22 protein-coding genes are annotated in these 18,784 nt (G+C 43.4%); 14 read left to right on the top strand and 8 right to left on the bottom strand.

What is annotated here, in order from left to right; genetic code table 11:
* The 3 genes from ICU98_RS06885 to ICU98_RS06875 form a co-directional block, all read right to left on the bottom strand.
* Window positions 1-657: a putative quorum-sensing-regulated virulence factor gene (locus tag ICU98_RS06885; protein ID WP_215351682.1), complete on the bottom strand. Its 657-nt coding sequence runs from the start codon at window positions 655-657 to the stop codon at window positions 1-3.
* 121 nt (window positions 658-778) lie between these two features.
* Entirely contained in the window at window positions 779-1,246 is a 468-nt protein-coding gene (locus tag ICU98_RS06880; protein WP_215351679.1) for a hypothetical protein, read from the bottom strand.
* Window positions 1,247-1,351: 105 nt separating this feature from the next.
* A complete protein-coding gene (locus ICU98_RS06875) occupies window positions 1,352-1,795 on the bottom strand; it encodes a DUF6641 family protein (RefSeq protein ID WP_215281431.1) in 444 nt (147 codons plus the stop codon).
* 154 nt (window positions 1,796-1,949) lie between these two features.
* Between ICU98_RS06875 and ICU98_RS06870 the strand changes: the two genes are divergently transcribed.
* The 3 genes from ICU98_RS06870 to ICU98_RS06860 all read left to right on the top strand — a co-directional run bounded on the left by ICU98_RS06870 (window position 1,950) and on the right by ICU98_RS06860 (window position 3,873).
* Window positions 1,950-2,234, top strand: a complete 285-nt coding sequence (locus tag ICU98_RS06870) for a hypothetical protein (protein WP_215303416.1) — start codon at window positions 1,950-1,952, stop codon at window positions 2,232-2,234.
* Window positions 2,235-2,625: 391 nt separating this feature from the next.
* Window positions 2,626-3,099, top strand: a complete 474-nt coding sequence (locus tag ICU98_RS06865; protein WP_215351676.1) for a hypothetical protein — start codon at window positions 2,626-2,628, stop codon at window positions 3,097-3,099.
* Window positions 3,100-3,300: 201 nt separating this feature from the next.
* Window positions 3,301-3,873, top strand: coding sequence for a site-specific integrase (locus tag ICU98_RS06860; protein WP_215351673.1), 573 nt, complete (start codon window positions 3,301-3,303; stop codon window positions 3,871-3,873).
* Here the strand turns inward: ICU98_RS06860 and ICU98_RS06855 are convergent.
* Window positions 3,866-4,735, bottom strand: a complete 870-nt coding sequence (locus ICU98_RS06855; RefSeq protein WP_215351670.1) for a hypothetical protein — start codon at window positions 4,733-4,735, stop codon at window positions 3,866-3,868. The two genes, ICU98_RS06860 and ICU98_RS06855, sit on opposite strands and share 8 nt — an antisense overlap.
* A 111-nt stretch (window positions 4,736-4,846) precedes the next feature.
* Here ICU98_RS06855 and ICU98_RS06850 point away from each other — a divergent pair, with 111 nt between their 5' ends.
* The 6 genes from ICU98_RS06850 (at window position 4,847) to ICU98_RS06825 (ending at window position 11,353) form a co-directional block, all read left to right on the top strand.
* Window positions 4,847-5,461, top strand: a complete 615-nt coding sequence (locus tag ICU98_RS06850; protein WP_215351667.1) for a hypothetical protein — start codon at window positions 4,847-4,849, stop codon at window positions 5,459-5,461.
* A gap of 58 nt (window positions 5,462-5,519) precedes the next feature.
* Entirely contained in the window at window positions 5,520-6,359 is an 840-nt protein-coding gene (locus ICU98_RS06845; RefSeq protein ID WP_215351664.1) for a hypothetical protein, read from the top strand.
* A gap of 331 nt (window positions 6,360-6,690) precedes the next feature.
* Complete coding sequence (locus ICU98_RS06840; protein WP_215351662.1) at window positions 6,691-7,344, top strand: cupin domain-containing protein; 654 nt, start codon at window positions 6,691-6,693, stop codon at window positions 7,342-7,344.
* A 78-nt stretch (window positions 7,345-7,422) separates the two neighbouring features.
* The gene (locus ICU98_RS06835; RefSeq protein WP_215351659.1) at window positions 7,423-8,868 is read left to right on the top strand and encodes an amino acid permease; all 1,446 of its coding nucleotides are present in this window, start codon (window positions 7,423-7,425) and stop codon (window positions 8,866-8,868) included.
* 111 nt (window positions 8,869-8,979) lie between these two features.
* On the top strand, window positions 8,980-10,332 hold the full coding sequence (locus ICU98_RS06830) for a cytochrome ubiquinol oxidase subunit I (protein ID WP_215351656.1): 1,353 nt from the start codon (window positions 8,980-8,982) through the stop codon (window positions 10,330-10,332).
* Between the two features lie 7 nt (window positions 10,333-10,339).
* The gene (locus ICU98_RS06825) at window positions 10,340-11,353 is read left to right on the top strand and encodes a cytochrome d ubiquinol oxidase subunit II (RefSeq protein ID WP_215336056.1); all 1,014 of its coding nucleotides are present in this window, start codon (window positions 10,340-10,342) and stop codon (window positions 11,351-11,353) included.
* A gap of 194 nt (window positions 11,354-11,547) precedes the next feature.
* Here ICU98_RS06825 and ICU98_RS06820 read toward each other — a convergent pair whose 3' ends face one another.
* Window positions 11,548-11,709, bottom strand: a complete 162-nt coding sequence (locus ICU98_RS06820; RefSeq protein WP_215351653.1) for a hypothetical protein — start codon at window positions 11,707-11,709, stop codon at window positions 11,548-11,550.
* A gap of 116 nt (window positions 11,710-11,825) precedes the next feature.
* Complete coding sequence (locus tag ICU98_RS06815) at window positions 11,826-12,446, bottom strand: cysteine dioxygenase (RefSeq protein ID WP_215351651.1); 621 nt, start codon at window positions 12,444-12,446, stop codon at window positions 11,826-11,828.
* A gap of 191 nt (window positions 12,447-12,637) precedes the next feature.
* Here ICU98_RS06815 and ICU98_RS06810 point away from each other — a divergent pair, with 191 nt between their 5' ends.
* The 4 genes from ICU98_RS06810 to ICU98_RS06795 are packed head-to-tail and all read left to right on the top strand — an operon-like array spanning window position 12,638 to window position 15,764.
* A complete protein-coding gene (locus ICU98_RS06810) occupies window positions 12,638-13,906 on the top strand; it encodes an MFS transporter (RefSeq protein WP_215351648.1) in 1,269 nt (422 codons plus the stop codon).
* Window positions 13,907-13,938: 32 nt separating this feature from the next.
* Window positions 13,939-14,622, top strand: a complete 684-nt coding sequence (locus ICU98_RS06805; RefSeq protein ID WP_215351646.1) for a haloacid dehalogenase type II — start codon at window positions 13,939-13,941, stop codon at window positions 14,620-14,622.
* Between the two features lie 45 nt (window positions 14,623-14,667).
* The gene (locus ICU98_RS06800) at window positions 14,668-15,225 is read left to right on the top strand and encodes a chalcone isomerase family protein (RefSeq protein WP_215351643.1); all 558 of its coding nucleotides are present in this window, start codon (window positions 14,668-14,670) and stop codon (window positions 15,223-15,225) included.
* Window positions 15,222-15,764, top strand: a complete 543-nt coding sequence (locus ICU98_RS06795) for a DUF3833 domain-containing protein (protein WP_215336044.1) — start codon at window positions 15,222-15,224, stop codon at window positions 15,762-15,764. Before ICU98_RS06800 ends, ICU98_RS06795 begins: the two co-directional genes overlap by 4 nt.
* 5 nt (window positions 15,765-15,769) lie before the next feature.
* On the opposite strand, the gene ICU98_RS06790 is transcribed toward ICU98_RS06795, so the two are convergent.
* Both ICU98_RS06790 and ICU98_RS06785 read right to left on the bottom strand, forming a co-directional pair.
* Window positions 15,770-17,380 (bottom strand): FMN-binding glutamate synthase family protein, encoded by a 1,611-nt coding sequence (locus tag ICU98_RS06790; protein WP_215351640.1) that lies wholly within the window; start codon window positions 17,378-17,380, stop codon window positions 15,770-15,772.
* A gap of 82 nt (window positions 17,381-17,462) precedes the next feature.
* Window positions 17,463-17,885 (bottom strand): hypothetical protein, encoded by a 423-nt coding sequence (locus tag ICU98_RS06785; protein WP_215351637.1) that lies wholly within the window; start codon window positions 17,883-17,885, stop codon window positions 17,463-17,465.
* Between the two features lie 183 nt (window positions 17,886-18,068).
* On the opposite strand from ICU98_RS06785, the gene ICU98_RS06780 reads away from it, so the two are divergent.
* Complete coding sequence (locus ICU98_RS06780; protein ID WP_215351634.1) at window positions 18,069-18,770, top strand: pirin family protein; 702 nt, start codon at window positions 18,069-18,071, stop codon at window positions 18,768-18,770.
* Window positions 18,771-18,784 lie beyond the last annotated feature (14 nt).

Below are 18,784 nucleotides of genomic sequence, written 5' to 3'. Positions count from 1 at the left end.
TTAAACCTCCAAAGCTTTTCTCAAATACGGATCAATATCCCCTTGAGTCAGTAGCCACTGTTTATAGTCGCTGGGAACATCTGATAACAACACGCCCTTATGTTTACCAAATGGCATGGTTGTTGGGGTTCTAGCCTTTTCAGATTCAGCATATAAATCTTCAATAGTCTTTACCCCTAGCTCTTGGCAAATGTGATCTAGGATCACGGCGCATATACCCACATCGGCAATAGCAGAGTGAGCATTACGTAATTGCTCTCGTGCTGTATCGCGCTCTAAGTAGTACATCAATGCGCTTTGATTATGGTTATCTAAGTCTGGCCATAGTTTGCGAGCAAGTGCCAGTGTACAGATACGTTTGACATCAGGTTTACCAATTACTTCCCAGTCAAAGTCCACGTTATGCCCAATCATGTAGTCCACGTGTCCAGGCAGGGTAAAGCTAGCAGCTGGTGGGCAATTAACCAATTCCTCATCCATGATGTGATGGGTAGCTAGTGCGCCTAAGGCAATAGGTTTACCAGGGTTATAACGCTGGACAAAGGGGTTAGTGATTGAGAATGGGTATAAGGACTCCAGTTCAACCCAAGCAGCTTCTATGAGTACGGGTTCTTTAATACCTGTAGCTTCGGTATCGAAAATAATGGTTTTGGACATGGGTAATTAGGATTGGTAGTTATAGGTGTAATTATGAGCGTTACTTAAAGTAACGCTTAGAAAGTATCAGTATTGCGGTTCGCATAGCCTGTTTGCCTGATGAGTAGGAAAATTAATCTGATTAATTTGACAGCGGTAGTGACCCGTTAGCGCGGTTTTGCTCGCCTTGATTTCGGGCGTCCTGCATCTTCTTCTCAAAGTCAGGATCAACACCACCAATAGGGCTGATGATATTACCTGGCAGGGGCTGCAATGACTTAGGCATTTTTACGGCATCCTTATTAAAAGTCCCTTCAACCTCCTGTGCATAGCCTTGCTTAGTTTTGAGTTGTTGATGATGTATTTGTGTTGGAGTTTGATATACCGGATTAGGTTTTGCTAAGGGTTTTGGAGTCGCAGCATAAGGAGCTTTTTTGGGCTTTGGAATAGCCTTAGGCTTTACACCTTTTTTAAGGGGAGTCGCTGGAGTAGCTTTGACTAGTGGTTTTTTGGTTTGTTGTTCTCTGCTAATGGCCGCCCAAGTGTTATCGATGATCATTTTCAGTAAAGCCAGTTGATCTTCTGGGTTGGTAATTTCATATATGCGCACGATGTTCTCCTATTCATATATTTAGTACTATGAGTTAGGTGATGAAGTAATCTGATTAAAGGTATTCATTGAGCTCTGCCAATAGCGCCAGGAAAATTAGTAAGGTCATTTGATAAAGCCAGATTTTGTGTAGCTGCTAGCTTCAGCAATAGCTGTATCTAATTCCCCATCTAGCACAGCAACCTTTAATGTCTTAAGAGCTTGCACTAGTGCATCCTTGTTAGCGCAAACAATGGCATTGCTACCATCTGCTGATAAGGGCAATACTTTGGATCCGTATTTGACAGACAAATGAATGAGTCCATCGGGCGTAGTCCAGTGCCATTCCTTAATCCGTTTAACAGCTTCCACAGTCATACGCTCACCAGTTTGTTTATTAATATATGTACGTAGCTTTTTAGGTGCATATAGTTGCCCATTCATTTTTGCTTCACACAGCTCTAATTGCTCATGAATTTTGGCTACCAACTTATTGCGTCTATGAACGATTGGGCTAACCTTTAAAGACTTCTTACTATTAACTAGCTGTAAGCTGCTAAGCGCTGTCATCTCTTGCTCCTGGAGTGTTTGTATAGCTATTACAGTAACTTCAGAGTATTTAAATTCCTACCGAAAAAGGCCACAAAATAAGCCATATAAGCCATTGAAATCCATGAAGAAATAAAAGATCAGCGGGCGATCATTGGTATTAATAAATAACTGTATGCAAAGTTATCAGACTATCAAAGACATCAAGCTAAGAGATGCTTGGCTTAAGGCTAATGGGTATAACCCAAGCACTTTCTTTAGCCCAGATTTGGAGATTGATTACATAAGGGCGAAGGCAGCTAGTAAGCAGTTATTGATTGATTGTGTGGATTTATTAACGTCAGAGCAAACTGAACTAATACAGGCATTTAATAGTAATGCTACGCAAAAGCGCATGTACCAAGTACTCAATTTATATAAAAAGATACGCAGGCAATTACATAGGCAAAAACAGGGGTAATAAGGTTAGCTCACCTTAAACGGCAAAAACGCGGGTTGTAATACGTCGGCTAATGAGCCCGCACTTGGCATAAATGCTCTAAAGGTTATGCACTACAAGTAGGCCGCAGAATTCCCTGTTATTTAGGGTTTGGAGTTTTAATACATCTGTCTCCAATAAATTCTTTTAGAGTCGTGTTGCTGAGGAACTCATCAGACCAATCTACACGAAGCGGCGGCTATAGTACTTTCCTAGTGCTATAGCCGTCGTTTGACTAAAGAATCTATCAACCAATCTTGTCAATAAATCAATAGATCCAATCATGATTATTATGTAATATAGAACGGAATAAATGTGATGAGCGCGAGCGAAGAACGGGTGAACGCAGTTCACCTTCTATAAAAAGGTAATCATGGCGACAAGTAAAAAATCAAAAATTCAAGTAGGAACATCAGAGTCTAATCGCGCTTTAAAAACACAAGAAAAACTCTTGGAGGGTTTGTATCGGAATGATTTTTCATACTATGTGTATAAGATGACAAGATTAGAGGTCTATTACTGGCTTAAAACTATTAGCGATCAAAAAGATTTTGATAAAGTTGCAGACTTAATCTTTCATGCCAAATTAGATGACCTTTTCGGAAAGATAGATCGAGATATGGGTTCCGATAAATTTTTGTACCAGATCATATTCCGTGAAATTCGCAATGGAAATGATGGGGCCATAAGATCTTTTGAGGATCCTGGCTATACAGATTATGAGGTTTATGATGGAATTGATACATATAGTAAGTTATCTGATTCACAAAAATTGATAGTTTGGATGGAGCATGTAAGTGGTATGACAGATCATCAGCCATTTCCAATGTTGGCAAATATCCCTTAGTCATTTGCACCATAGTTTTCCATAAAGATTCCATAATTTAAAAAACTACAGGAAATCTAGCTTTCCTGTAGTTCAGCCTGTAAGTCATTGAAAACTTAGAGATCACATACTCTGTGGCATTTTGACACTCTCGGTTGTCCATTCCATACATCAGAAAATATGCTTATAGCTAAGTAAATATTACTTTTAGGAGCTAGCTATATGGCACAAGCAAAGACATTTAAAGCTGAAGAATTAGAGCGAGTACTTGATTACGTAAAACTATCTAAACATGCCCAGCGTAATAGGGCGATATTGCTGCTAACCCACTGGGCTGGACTTAGAGTGGGTGAAGTTGCTGCGCTACGCATGTGCGACGTTTTAGACGCCAATTTGATGGTGAAAAGCGAGATTCGCTTGAGTGCTGAGCAGACTAAAGGTGCGATAGCTCGCACTGTATTTGTGAATGAGAAGTTGAGGGTTGAATTACAGGGTTATGCAGATACTCTAAAAACCAGAGATCCCCAGTGGGCCTTTTTTCCAACCCAGAAGTTTCCACGTAGAGGCTTTACTGCTAATACATTAACTCAGCATATGAATGGCATCTATAGGCAATGCCAAATAGAAGGAGCCACGAGTCACAGTGGACGTAGAAGCTTTATTACGAACTTGGCAAGTAAAGGTATTGGGGTGAGAGTATTAATGAGCTTGGCAGGTCATAAGAATATCAGCACTACGCAGGCTTATATTGATGTGAACGATGATATGAAGCGAAGAGCTGTAGAGCTTATTTAGATTTACTGGGCCTGCCTACTTTGCGGGTTGCAGATTTAAACTTCATGGCATACCTACAAGGAGCGTCAGTAGGGTAGAGCCCACGTGCGGCATTTTCAGCAATCAGCTCTGCTTTAGCTACCAATTTACTCGCTAGGATTTGTAGACGTATTTTTTTATCAGCTAGATTGAGTTCGCCGGGATCAGGATTTCCCTTATCATCTAATTTAATGTGGTGGGCAGGAGATAGTTCAAGTCTAGTGCCAATAAGCCAAAGCGGGTAACCATTTTGGTACATCTTTAGTGCAATAGTGCCTAGCTTAATAGTAGGCTCGCGTAACTTAGAGCGTATTAGCTCATATTTCGGTCTAATTAACTTTGGTTTAGTGCATACAAAATTACCAGCACGAACTATGGCATTAATTTGCTTTAGGGCCATTTGTTTAGTTTGATTGGTTGGTATAGCTAGTACCAAGCACTCTGGCTTGCCCATGTCTTGCCATGTGTTCCGTGATTGAGTGGCTGTGCTGCTATTAATAAGAGTGGCTTCATCAGAATATCCAACGGCGAATGTTTGAGCTTTGGCTGCTTTAATACCAAATAGCGCTTTCCCGCGACTGTCCCACCAGCGACTTTCTGGAATACGCCATACATCCCCAAAATCTTCATAAGTCTTAACTATTTGCTGCCAGTCTTTGGGAGCATTGGCCGGAAGTGCTTTTTTACCTTTCCTAGCCCATTCGCAAACTAGCTGATAGCTGGGGCTGAGTTTTAAGTAATCAATTAAAGCGTCATAACGCCAGTCACTAGCAGCGAATAAGCCACTTTCTTCCCAATGGCTTTCTTGAGACTCAAAGCGGGGTAATTTTTGTCGATTTGTCATAATTAAATATTACCAAAATAAAGATCTATATATAAGTTAATTTTTAATAAAAGTAATAAATCATATCCTACTTACATAGCAATTTCGCTATGTTTATTAGGAGTATTAAAAATGCAATTTATTCAAGAAAAAGTAAAACTAAACAACGTAATTGATAGGTTCAGTGGGCAAAACTTATTAGATGTGAATACAACAATTACTCGCTCTTTAGAGAAGTCCGAATTACACATATATTCGCGTGCTATTGGAAAGGTATTGAATAAAGCTACTTTGAGTAGAGATGACTTGAAGGTGCTAGATAAGATTGATGCGCTGACTTATGAAAAGCATGGCATGTGTTTAAAAGATTCGGCTGTAACCAAGGCTAGACTTAAAGCATGTAAAAAGTATGGAATGCAATTTATTGATAGGGATGGTTTAGTTATTCATTTACAGATGATGATCAATTTAAATCAAGAAAAAACTGCAGCACATAAGTTTGGTGCATATATAACCGATAAGTTAGGCGCAGGTAGCATTGAGGCCTTTTATAAAGCAATGCATAAAGTTAAGCAGGGCATTGATCTAGATATTGCTGATTTAAAGACTTTTAATGCAATAGAAGAAGTTGCCGAAAAGAAATTTAATTGGTGCATGCGTAATGAGAAAGTACAAATTGCGAGAAAAAATGCATCTGAAAAATTGGGAATGAAATTTTTAGATTTATCTAAAGTTATATTTCACTAATAAAAAGACATGCAGGCGTTACAGGTTGTAACGCCTGTGTAGTTAGAGCAAGGAAAAAATGAAAAAAGAAATTATTAGATTAGAAAATACTAAGAAAAGTACTCTGCCAGTCATCACCAAAAGCTTAATTAGCCAAGCTGATGATTTGGCAAAAGAGCATGAGCAATTTAATGCCAACTATATTGTTGGCGGACGTTTAGCTTTATATGATTTACTTGCAAAGATTTTCACTTTATATCAACAGCTTGATGCTGCCCCTGATAAAAAGGATTTGATCAGTGATATGAAGCACAAGCTAGTTCATAGCTATAAGATTCGCGTCCAATCAAACAGCTCAGATACTGCGGTATTAGTTCGATATATCACCCGCGCAGATCGTAAAACAGCTCACGTCTATGCCCGGGCGATTGAATCTGCTGTCTCTAATCAAATCTCAGTAGAGCAATTTACGGACTATGTTCAAGAATGCGGTGGAGTAGAAAACATACGCTCTTTAGGTGTTGATCCAGCAACGAAAGCCAAGCAGGAAGAGTCTGAGCAATTTAAATATGACCTAGGTTGGAAGTATTGTCTATCACGCGAGGAGTTACCTTTTGCTGTGTTTGAATCTCCAACAGATTTCAGCAAGCGTAAAGATGTTTCTTTTGAATATTACGCATGTATAAAGCGTAAAGGTATGCGTTATGTTATTGCCAATATTCCTGCCGATCCTGCATTTCATGATCGTGCAATTCAGTTAATTGGTAATCAACTTGGTGCTTTAGAAAATGCAGAGGAACTTGTTAGTAAGCTACATGATAAGGCAATGGAGGCCCGCAAAGAGCGTTGGGATAGCATGACGCCAGGTATGGCAAAGATTTTGGAGGGAAGGGAGCAAAAAGAAAAGGGCGAAGTGTAATGTGAAGGAGTTTGGAGCAACGAAGTGCTAGATGGTTGCTCCAAAAATCCTTTGGTTTTGAAAACTAAAGAGTGAGCTAGCTCTTCTAGTAAATGAGTGAATTTGCTTACACATTTGCTTACACACCGACACTGACCACCTGCAGAGCCCCTGTTTATATGGTTCTATCATGGGCTTCTGCTCTCATAATCCTTTGGTCCCAGGTTCAAGTCCTGGTGGGCCCACCAGAAACGCAAACCCTCATCAGCAATGGTGAGGGTTTTGTCTTTTGGGCACACATTCATTTTGCTTGCTATGCTTTGTCAAGTTTTTAACTATCTGAAATGACTACATGAATATTAATGCTGATTACAGTCAGAGAGTAGTGATAAATCACCATGACTTACCGTGGATCTCAAGTCCCGAGTTGGGAGTGGAGAGGCGTATGCTGGATCGGATGGGTGATGAGGTAGCAAAAGCAACTTCCATTGTTCGCTATCAACCAGGATCGAAGTTTTCAACCCATACTCACGAGTTTGGTGAGGAGATATTTGTTTTAGATGGTGTATTTAGCGATGAGATTGGCAATTACTCTGCGGGCACATACATCATGAATCCACCGGGCTCTTCCCATGCACCATTTAGTGAGTTCGGGTGCACTCTATTTGTCAAACTCCGACATCTTGGTCCGGATCAAGTGGAGCGAGAAATGATTGATACAAAAACATCAGCTTGGTATCAAGGTATGGTTCCCGGTCTTCAGGTAATGCCGCTGATGCGGCAAGGCAGCGGATCAACTTTAGTGCGCTGGGCGCCGCAAACCTACTTCAATCCACACAAGCATTTTGGTGGTGAAGAAATCTTTGTAATTGATGGCGTGTTCGAGGATGAGCACGGACGCTATCCAGCTGGCTCATGGATTAGAAGCCCTCATATGAGCCTCCACCAGCCCTTTAGTAAGGAAGGCTGCACGATCTTTGTAAAGACTGGGCATTTGCTGATTTAGATAGGAGCATGGCTCTGCAGCTAAAGTCATCTTTGATATAGTCTTTTTATTGCCAATACCTAACGGAAGTCCTCTCATATGGAAAAGAGTAGTGAGCTAGAGCGTGGTCTGAACCAACGCCATATTGAAATGATCGCCATCGGCGGCTGTATTGGTACAGGGCTATTTATGGGCTCAGGTAAAACAATTTCTTTGGCCGGACCCGGAATCATCTTTATCTATGCGATTACCGGACTGATTTTGTATTTCGTTATGCGGGCTATGGGCGAATTATTGCTGCATAACCTAAGCTACAAATCTTTTGTAGACTTTTCAGAAGACATCTTAGGACCTACAGCAGGATTTTTTGTGGGTTGGTCTTATTGGTTTGTTTGGATTGTCGCAGCGATTGCCGAAATTATTGCAATCACTGGGTATATTTCATTTTGGTTTCCTGATCTGCCTAATTGGATTTCTGCTGTTGGATTGATTCTGTTGTTATTAACTCTAAATTTGTTGACTGTTAAGGCCTTCGGTGAGTTGGAATTTTGGATGGCCATCATTAAGGTCGTCGCAATCGTAGGCTTAATTGTTTTGGGTCTTTATCTGTGCGTGACTGGATTTGTATCTCCTGGCGGTGTTCATGCCAAGGTAAGTAATCTATGGTCTTATGGTGGCTTTATGCCGCACGGCGTTTCAGGCCTGCTTGCTGGGCTACAGATGACTATCTTTGCTTTTGCCGGCATGGAAATTATTGGAACCATGATGGCTGAAACCAAAAATCCAAAAGTAATGCTGCCCGATGCGATTCACAAAATCCCGATGCGGATCATGATTTTTTATGTTGGCACAATCATCGTATTAATGATGGTTACGCCTTGGACTGACATTTCTCCCAATGAGAGCCCATTTGTTGGCATGTTCTCTTTGATTGGCATGGCCAGTGCTGCATCGCTAGTGAACTTGGTAGTGATTAGCTCTGCAACTTCATCAAGCAATAGCGGCATCTATGCAACATCACGGATGCTATATGGTCTCGCTAAGCAGCATCATGCTCCAGCTGTGTTCGGCAAGCTGTCTGCCTTCAAGATTCCATCTGGCGGTATTTTTTTGGGAACTGGCTTAATCCTGTCTGCGACGGTACTACTCACAACCACCCAGTCGATGATGAGTGCATTTGAGATTGTCAGTAGCGTGGCTGCAATTATTTTTATCTTTATTTGGTCGATGATCTTGCTTGCTTATCTAGCCTACTGCAGACGACTGCCTCAAGCTCATGATGAGTCTGAGTACAAAATGCCCCTGAGTAAAGTCATGCCTTACGTTGCATTTATTTTTTTTGCGATTGTGCTCTATGCCCTCACTCTAAGCGAGGACACCCGGGTTGCACTTTATGTGCTGCCAATCTGGTTTGCACTGCTCGGAGTTTTGTATTGGCTCAAGACCCATAGAAGCGCCCATCAAAAAACCTTAGTTGCTAATTTCCGCGAGAAGGTGATCGCTCAAAAAGTGGCAGCTAAGGAATACCGCGCCAGATCTCGCTAGAAGGCATTTCCCTTTCAGAAAAAGGGTAGTTGAGTAATCTGATCAAGCAATTGTTTTGCCCAAGTCCGAAGAGCATAATGAAAGGACAAGATAAAAATAAGGGGTAATACGATGCTTGATGCACTTATTTTGAGCAGAATTCAGTTTGCTGCCAACATTACTTTTCATATTCTTTTTCCAACCATCTCCATTGCATTAGCTTGGGCTTTGTTGTATTTCAAGATTCAATTTAATAGGACCGGTCAGATCGAATGGAGTGAGGCTTACCAGTTCTGGGTCAAAATATTTGCCTTAACCTTTGCCTTGGGTGTTGTGAGCGGCATTACCATGAGCTTCCAGTTTGGCACTAATTGGCCAGGCTATATGCAAACGGTGGGTAATATCGCTGGACCCTTATTAGGCTATGAAGTGTTATCAGCCTTTTTTCTTGAAGCCACTTTCTTGGGAATCATGCTCTTCGGGGCTAAACGGGTTTCACAAAGAGCCCATACGGTTGCCACCTTTCTGGTTGCCTTTGGAACCTCGTTGTCCGCATTCTGGATCATCGTTTTAGATTCCTGGATGCAGACCCCACAAGGTTTTGAAATGATTAATGGTCAAGCGCATGCGACCAATTGGCTTGAGATTGTGTTCAATCCTTCCATGCCGTATCGACTCTTCCATATGATGACGGCTTCATTCTTGACGGTCACTTTTTTAATTGCTGGTATCTCTGCCTATCGATACTTGCGAGGCATCAATCTTGCTGGTAGCCGGGCATTGATTAAGCTATCCATGACAGTTGCGGTGGTGCTGGCCCCCTTGCAAATTGTCTTGGGTGATATGCATGGCTTAAATACTCTGGAATATCAGCCTGCCAAGGTAGCAGCAATGGAAGGTATTTGGCAAACCACCAGAGGTGCCGATGCGGTTTTGTTTGCCATTCCTGATGAAGCTGCCAAGGCAAATAAGTATGAAGTGGCTGTGCCAAAACTGGCTTCTTTGTATCTGACGCACTCTTGGGATGGTGAAGTCCAGGGCTTAGACGCATTCCCTGATACGCATCCTCCGGTTAAGCCTGTCTTCTTTGCATTCCGGATCATGGTTGGAATTGGAATGCTCATGCTGCTCACGGCCTTTGTGGGTTTCTACCTTGTTAGAAAAAAACAAGAATTGCCAAAATGGCTTTTAAAGACCCTCAGCGTCATGAGTTTCTCTGGATGGGTAGGTGTCGTAGCCGGTTGGTATGTGACAGAGGTGGGTAGACAACCATTCTTAGTCACGGGGGTTCTCAAAACGGCTGACGCAGTAACGAAACTACCAACCAATATGATTTTAGGAACCTTGGTGATGTATCTAGCCTTATATCTTGGTCTGATCCTTTCTTATATCTGGGTGGTGTTCTATTTAGCCCGTCAGACTGGACCCGCAAAGGCTGCTGATGACGCAAGGCCAAACTTAGTTAACCGTCCTATCGGAGCTTAAGAAAAATATGATTCCCAATCTACTAGAACCTGCAGGCTGGTTACCCCTTTTCTTTTTGGTGGCAATGGGTATTGCCATGGTGGCCTATGTTGTCCTCGACGGTTATGACTTAGGTGTTGGCATTTTGCTTAATCAAGCAACAGATGAAGAAAAAGACATCATGATTTCCTCAATTGGCCCATTTTGGGATGCAAATGAAACTTGGTTAGTCCTGGGCGTTGGCGTGCTCTTGATCGCCTTCCCAATGGCGCATGGCATTATTTTGACCGAACTCTATTTACCCGTTGGCATCATGCTTGCTGGACTGATTTTGCGCGGCGTTTCTTTTGACTTTCGGGCAAAGGCGCACCTTAGTCAAAAAGCCGTCTGGAATTTTCTATTCTTTTTTGGCAGCTTCTTAGCGGCAGCATCACAAGGCGTGATGGTTGGTAGAGAGGTGATCGGCTTTGACTCCGGGGGTTTGGGTTGGTTATTCGCATTCATTGTGGCATTGTGCTTGCCTGCTGGCTATGCATTGCTGGGCGCGGGCTGGTTGATTATGAAAACCTCCGGAGGGCTTCAGCGTAAGGCTGTGGCTTGGGCCAGAAAATGCCTGTGGTTAACAGCCCTGGGAGTGGGCATTATCTCTATAGCGACTCCATTCTTTAGTGCTGAGATTGCAGCAAAGTGGTTTACATTCCCGAATATCTTTTTCTTATTGCCATTCCCTGTGTTATCACTGGCCTGTTTTGTATTGATTGATTTGAATTTAGTAAAAATGCAAAGAGATAAACCTGCGCCTGTCTGGCTTCCATTTGCGCTGAGCGTCGCCATTTTTGTGTTGGCCTTCTTGGGAATTGCTTACAGTATGTTCCCATATATTGTCGTCGGCAAAATGACCATCTGGGAAGCGGCCTCTGCAACAGATTCTTTATGGATGATATTTTGGGGTGCCATTGTTGTGCTGCCAACCATCATTGGCTACACCATCTATTCCTACAAAATCTTTTGGGGAAAAACAGAGCCGCTGAGCTACTACTAAATCATTTAATTCTGCATGGTACAAATAAAAATACCAACCTAGAGGTTGGTATTTTTTATCTCTCAAGAATCTGCTAAGAGAATCTGAACTGCTCTTTTAGACAAGCACAGAGCGCAGATTTTTTTCTTGCCATTCTTTGGCGGCTTTGTAAGAGGCCACTAGATCTTGTAAAAATGAACTGAATGATTTCATGATTAGAGCCCCCGTACAGTGCTGTAGTGAAATAAATAATCACGTGTTAATACTTCAACCTCATGCTCAGAAGCGGGGTTGTGGCTGTTAATAAATTGCTCAAGATTTGCGGTCTTGCTTTTATGGGCAAAAACCTCATTCCAGAGACTCAATAATTGTGTCATTTAAGGCTCCTTTATTAGCGTATTAGGGTTAATACCTAGCTATTATGAGCCCTTTTCATGAATATTGCATGACAGCAATCAGAAAAAATTGTGTCTAACTTCCTGTTTTTGCAGGTTTATTGGTGAATTTGAGCTCTGACTTCGGCTGAGCGATCCCACAAATTGGGGGTCTGGGGCGATGAGTATCCAGAGACAAAGTGCTTGATCTCCCCGGTTTCTGCTTGGTAGACGTGTCGATGGATGGCGCCAATATTGCCTCCATACACATGGATGCTGATGGAGGTTTGGTCATCAAATGCATTGCTCACAACATGAATGTCGCCAATATGTGGGCTTACAGCATCAATATCGCCTGGTTTGAGGGTCGTCTCTGGCCCAGCTGCTACTAGCTTCCCAGCGCTATCGAATTGGTAACGCTGTCCCTTTTCTGCGCCCCTGAGCATGCCAATTAAGCCCCAGGTGCAGTGATCATGAATCGGCGTTTTTTGTCCCGGACCCCACACAAAACTCACCACTGAAAACCGCTCGAGTGGATCAGCATGCAGCAAGTATTGCTGATAGAACTCCGGGTGGGGCACAGTACAAAACTCAGGTAACCAGGACTCACTTTGAATCAGGTTTGCGAGAAGTTGCTTACTTTCTGCCAGCAAGAGCGTTTCATCTTGAGTTTTCTCAACCAAGCGAGTCATGCTCGTAATGAAATTCCGCAGAGGGGTTATAGATGAGGTTTGGTTCATTTTGATGGGTATTTAACTCACACTGATTTCTTGTAATGTACTCCAAAATAATGGTTCTGAATTCCTAAAGGTCTACCGATTACGGGTTTTGGAGGGGGTTCGATCGCAATCTACGTTTTATCCCAATGCTATGATTTTGCAGACGATTGGCCTATGAGGCTAGCAATAAAAAATAAAAATAGGAGACAAGCATGAGCCAAAAAAATTCAGCAACACGCGTATTAACGGCTAGCTTAATTGGCACCACGATTGAGTTTTTTGACTTTTACATTTATGCCACAGCAGCTGTTTTAGTTTTCCCAAAGCTGTTCTTTCCATCAAGTGATGCAAACACGGCTGTGCTTCAGTCCTTGGCCACCTTTGCACTGGCTTTCTTTGCACGCCCCATCGGCGCCGCTTTATTTGGACACTTTGGCGATCGGATTGGGCGTAAAGCTACCTTAGTAGCTGCACTGATGACGATGGGTCCTTCTACTGTGGCGATTGGTTTATTGCCTACTTATGCCTCGATTGGCATTTTGGCCCCGATTTTATTGGCACTGTTTCGCTTCGGCCAGGGCTTGGGCTTAGGGGGTGAATGGGGTGGCGCGGTATTGCTAGCTACAGAGAATGCACCCGCAGGTAAGCGAGCTTGGTATGGCATGTTCCCGCAAATGGGGGCGCCAATTGGTTTCTTATTGTCGAGTGGAACTTTCCTGATTCTGAGTAAAAACTTAACAGATGAACAGTTCTTTGATTTTGGCTGGCGTATTCCCTTTCTCGCCAGTGCGGTCTTGGTATTTGTCGGCTTGTATGTGCGTTTGAAGATTGAAGAGACCCCTGCATTTTTGGAGGCGATTCAAAAAAATCAACGCGTGCAAATGCCGATGATGGAAGTCCTCACAAAACATACTGCTACTTTGTTTTGGGCAACTTTGCTATCAATTACAACCTTCGCCGTCTTTTATTTGATGACAGTATTTACCTTGAGCTGGGGCACTTCTGTTCTGCATTACCCTCGCTCGAGTTTTCTAATTGCGCAAATGATTGGAGTGCTGTTCTTCGCAATTGGGGTGCCGGTCTCTGGGGTGTTATCTGACAAATTTGGTTGCGGCAAGGTACTCATTGTGACGATGCTGGCAGCCTTCGTATTTGGTCTCGTGTTCGCACCGCTCTTTACTTCAGGCAGTTGGCTGACTACCGTCATATTCTTGGCAATGGGTTTGTTGTTGATGGGCTTTACTTACGGCCCACTCGGCACTGCTCTAGGCCAGTTGTTTCCGACTACTGTACGTTATACCGGTTCATCACTGTCATTTACGCTAGCTGGTATCTTGGGCGCCTCATTAGCGCCTTATATCGCTACTTGGTTGGCGACAAACTACGGCCTAGAGTTTGTGGGCTACTACCTCTCGACTGCAGCAACCATTTCTTTATTGGCCTTACTAGCTGTCCGTAATCGTTTACACAAAAATGCTTAGCCGAAATTAAAAAACTGGAATCATTCATATTCATGTACAAACTCATTGCTTTCGATGCCTATGGCACCTTGTTTGATGTCTATTCCATGGGGGCTTTGGCAGAAGAGTTATTCCCAGGAAATGGAGTAGCACTTGCCTTGATGTGGCGTGATCGCCAAATTGAGTACACCCGTTTAGTCACAATGAGTGATCCCAATCCTAGTGGAAGCAAACACTACATTCCATTTTGGGAATTGACGATTCGCTCTCTGCGTTACGTCTGCAAGCGAATGGATCTTGAGCTATCTGCTGCAAATGAGAAACGCTTGATGGATCAGTATGCCAAGCTCACTGGATTTGCGGATAGCCTAAGTGTGCTCAAGGCCATCAAGGAAAAGGGCATTGCAACAGCGATTCTGTCGAATGGGAGCCGCGAGATGCTGGCAACGGTGGTTGAGAGTAACGGCCTCAAGCCTTACCTGGATCAAGTAGTGACGGTTGAAGAAGTGCGCTTATTTAAAACTGCGCCGCAAGCTTACGAGTTGTTATTACAAGCTTTTCCGGTCCAGAAAAATGAAGTCTTATTTGTATCTAGCAACGCTTGGGATGCTCTTGCTGCCAAATGGTTTGGTTATGATGTCTTTTGGGTCAATCGCCTTGGCCATCCATTTGAAGAGATTGGCGAGAAGCCGAATTACGAAGGCAAATCCTTATCAGAGGTCTTAGAAACCCTATAGGCAGGCTGTAATACGTCGTACACCCTTTTGCAATAAGATGATTGCATGAAAGTGTTTTTCAAAGCCTCTTGTGCTGCCGTGTTGCTCTTGGCTGCAATTGGATCTGGCTACGCTGATGAAGCTCTATATATGGATAAGTTGCTTAATCAAGCCAAGGTTCAGAGCACTGGTCGATTGACGTATTGGGGCTTGCCAATTTATGATGCCACGCTCTATCGAAGTGCCACTCCCAATGCAAGTGAGTTTGCTCTAGAGATTCGCTATCAACGTTCCATTTCTCGGGATACGTTGGCCAGTCGAACCGCGGATGAAATGATCAAGACCGGGGTTCCTGAGAAGCAAGCGGATTTGTGGGGCAAAGAGTTGGCAAAAATTTTTCCAAATGTAGAGCCCGGCACGATGTTGACTGCAGTTTATGTCCCAAAGCAAGGCACTACTTTTCTGTTAAATCAAAAGCCCTTAGCTCAAGTTTCAGGTGAGGATTTCTCCAAAGCCTTTTTTGGAGTTTGGTTTTCCGATAAAACCAGCTCACCCAAATTACGTAAAACCTTACTGGGACAGAATTGTCTGTCCCCTTTATTTAGCGAGCCTTGCGCACCATGAAAATCTTCTACCGACTATTAGCCATCTGCCTGATTGGTTTCTTGTCAGCTTGTGCGAGCCCTAAGGTGACTGACTATGCCAGTCAGAAGCCGACGCTCGATTTATCTGAATACTTTAACGGCACACTGGATGCTTACGGAATATTTACTGATCGTAGCGGGGAGGTTGTTAAGCGTTTCACCGTTCTCATGCAATGCCATTGGGAGGTGATCGACGGGAAAAAGGTGGGCACTCTTGATGAAAGCTTTGAATACTCTGACGGGACAAAGCAAAAGCGAATTTGGAAGTTAACTGAGATAGCGCCAGGTAAATATATTGGCAAGGCAGATGATGTGGTCGGTGAGGCTATTGGTGAGTCTGCGGGCAATGCCCTCAATTGGACCTATACCTTAGCGCTGCCAGTAGATAAAGATGTTTACAAGGTCCAGTTCAATGACTGGATGTATTTAGTGACGCCCAAAGTGATGCTCAATAAAGCCCAAATGAGCAAGTTTGGTATTTACCTGGGTGAGGTAACCCTTAGCTTCTACAAGCGTTAAGTCGCCTACCAGTTCTTCGCATTCGCCGCATTCCAAGCGTTGATCAGATAAGCATACTCACCTGTAAATGCATTGCTTGGATCATTCTGCAATAAAGATCCTGCTGCTATGTGAAGTAAATGTTTTGAGAAGGGTTGAGTAATTCCATTTTCATCCCTGCGCATGATGTGATCTGGCTTTAACTCTGAGGGATGTCGAATAGCTGCCGCAGCCAGAATTTCTTTAAGGGCATGCATTGTATTTTTATGGAATTGGTAAACCCGGGTTCCTTTATCAACAGGATCCAGTGCTTTTTGTCTTTGGGCGTTTTGAGTTGCGACTCCAGTGGGGCACATATCCGTATTGCAGGTGCGTGACTGAATGCAACCAATCGCAAACATAAAGCCGCGTGCTGAGTTACACCAATCTGCACCGATCGCACAGGCGCGCACGATATCAAAAGCGGAAATGATTTTGCCTGCAGCGCCAAGCTTGATGCGTGAACGTAAATTAGCGCCGATGAGAGTTTCATGGATGAGGCGCAAGCTATCGCGCATTGGCATGCCAATATGATCAATAAACTCGACAGGAGCGGCGCCTGTCCCACCTTCGCTACCGTCTACTACGATAAAGTCTGGTGTTAATTGAGTATCGATCATGGCCTTCAGAATGGCAAACCAATCTTCGGGTTTACCAATGCAGAGCTTGAAGCCTACTGGCTTACCGCCGGATTTTTCACGTAACAAAGAGAAAAACTCCAACATCTGGACTGGGGTATTAAAAGCCGTATGCCTGCTTGGTGAAACGCAATCGACTCCCATCGGCACATCCCGCGTAAGAGCGATCTCTGGAGTAATTTTGGCTGCAGGCAAAATGCCGCCGTGCCCTGGTTTAGCGCCTTGAGATAACTTGATCTCAATCATTTTGATTTGGGGGTCGGTCGCAACTTGAGTGAACTTCTCAATATCGAAGTGACCATCTGCTTGACGACAGCCAAAGTAGCCTGAGCCAATTTCCCAGATGAGATCGCCGTCGTAGACCTTATGATACGGAGAGACTGAGCCCTCACCGGTATCTTGTGCAAAGCCACCAAGTTTGGCGCCTTTGTTTAGAGCTAGCACTGCATTGGCTGAGAGAGAGCCAAAACTCATCGCTGAAATATTAAATAACGAAATGGAATAGGGCTGAGAGCAACTTTGCTGCCCAACCTCTATTCTGATGTCATCTGGAAGCTCATCGGTAATTGGCGCGTTGGAATAATTCAGCCATTCATAGCCGGGTTTGTAGACATCATCGATTGTGCCAAATGGACGTTGATCGGATAAATTTTTAGAGCGCTGATAAACCAATGCCCGTTGATTGCGAGAGAAGGGAAGTTTTTCGCTATCCGACTCGACAAAGTACTGTCGAATTTCAGGCCGGATGAATTCGAGCCAAAATCGCAAATGCCCTATGACGGGATAGTTGCGGAGAATGGCATGTTTTTTCTGGATCTGATCGAGGGCCCCGATGATGCTGAGACTGGAAAATAGAATGAGGCCATACCAAATGACGGGAGTCTGACGGTCGGCTAACAGTAAATAAGCAAACAGAATGCTAAGAAAGACCGAGGCGTTCCAAACAAAGTAGCGAGTCATATTAGTATCGAAATTGGCTAAAGGGAGTGCATCGAGAAGACGATAGCACGACTACTGGATTTAGAAAACCAATTACTACTGCTTATTTATAGGCAGCCAAATCCTCTTCTTTTAATTCTTTTACTTCCAACTGTCCAAAGATGAAGGATTCTACTTTTTCAAGAGACCAATCCAGGTCCTCAAAAACAGCTTGATGCGGACCGGAGTATTTGCGGGAGATACCATAAAAAATATCGGTTAATTCTTCTTGCAGATCCTCAGGAACGGTTTCCGAAAAATAGATCACTTTTTCACCGTTATAGGTATCGCTGATTTCTGCACCCTTGAGATCCTCAAGACAAATACCAATAGCAGGGTTATAGGTTTTGAGGAAAGTAGGCTTATGGGGAGTAATGACGGATCCCAGCTTCCAGACTAGGCCACATTTGATCTCCATATTGGATTTGCGATAAATCTCGCGCTCAACGATGGAGCCCATTTCAAGAGGAATAATTTGGTAGAGCATCTCATCACTCCCGATCGGTTGTGGAATCGAATATGGTCAAAGTTTCCCATTCAATTATGACAATCCGATGATGCTGGGGAGTCGAAGGAGCATTTAAAACAAGGCTAATCAGGCCTCAGCCAGATTTTGGTCCTTGGTGTAGGATAGTTGTTCACTGAAATAACATGTTTTAAGGTTAACCAAATGATCAATATTCGTAAATCGGCTGAACGGGGTTATGCAGACCACGGCTGGTTAAAAAGCTTCCACTCCTTCTCTTTTGCTAACTATTACGATCCTCAATTTATGGGTTGGGGTAATTTAAGAGTCATTAATGAGGACTGGATTGAGGCTGGACGTGGTTTTGGCGATCATGGCCATCGCGACATGGAAATTATTAGTTATGTCGTTGAAGGGGAATTGGCTCACAAAGATAGCATGGGCAATATCAAAGGAATCCCTCCTGGCGATGTGCAAAGAATGAGTGCCGGTACCGGGGTAGTGCATAGTGAGTTCAACCATGCTGAAGGTAAGCAAACCCATCTCCTGCAGATTTGGATTGAGCCAAATGTAAAAGGCATCCCTCCAGGCTATGAGCAAAAAACGGTTCCAGAGATAGAAAAGCGCGGCAAATTGCGTTTAGTAGCCTCGACCAATGGAGAAAAAGATTCAGTTGTGATTCATGCCGATGCCAAGTTATATGCTGGCTTATTTGATGGAGCTGAGTCGGCTAGCTTGACAATAGATCCATCCCGTAAGGCCTATGTTCACTTAGTTAAGGGCGAACTCACCGTCAATGGCAAAGCGCTTCAAAGTGGTGATGCAGCTTATCTTGCTCAAGAGCATGAAATTCAACTGAGCAATGGACGCAATGCTGAGGTCTTGGTATTTGACTTGGCACAGTAAGGCGAAAGTCTTAC

The organism is Polynucleobacter sp. MWH-P3-07-1, from assembly GCF_018687555.1.
GTDB lineage: Bacteria > Pseudomonadota > Gammaproteobacteria > Burkholderiales > Burkholderiaceae > Polynucleobacter.
This window is presented reverse-complemented; position numbering and strand designations above follow the sequence as displayed.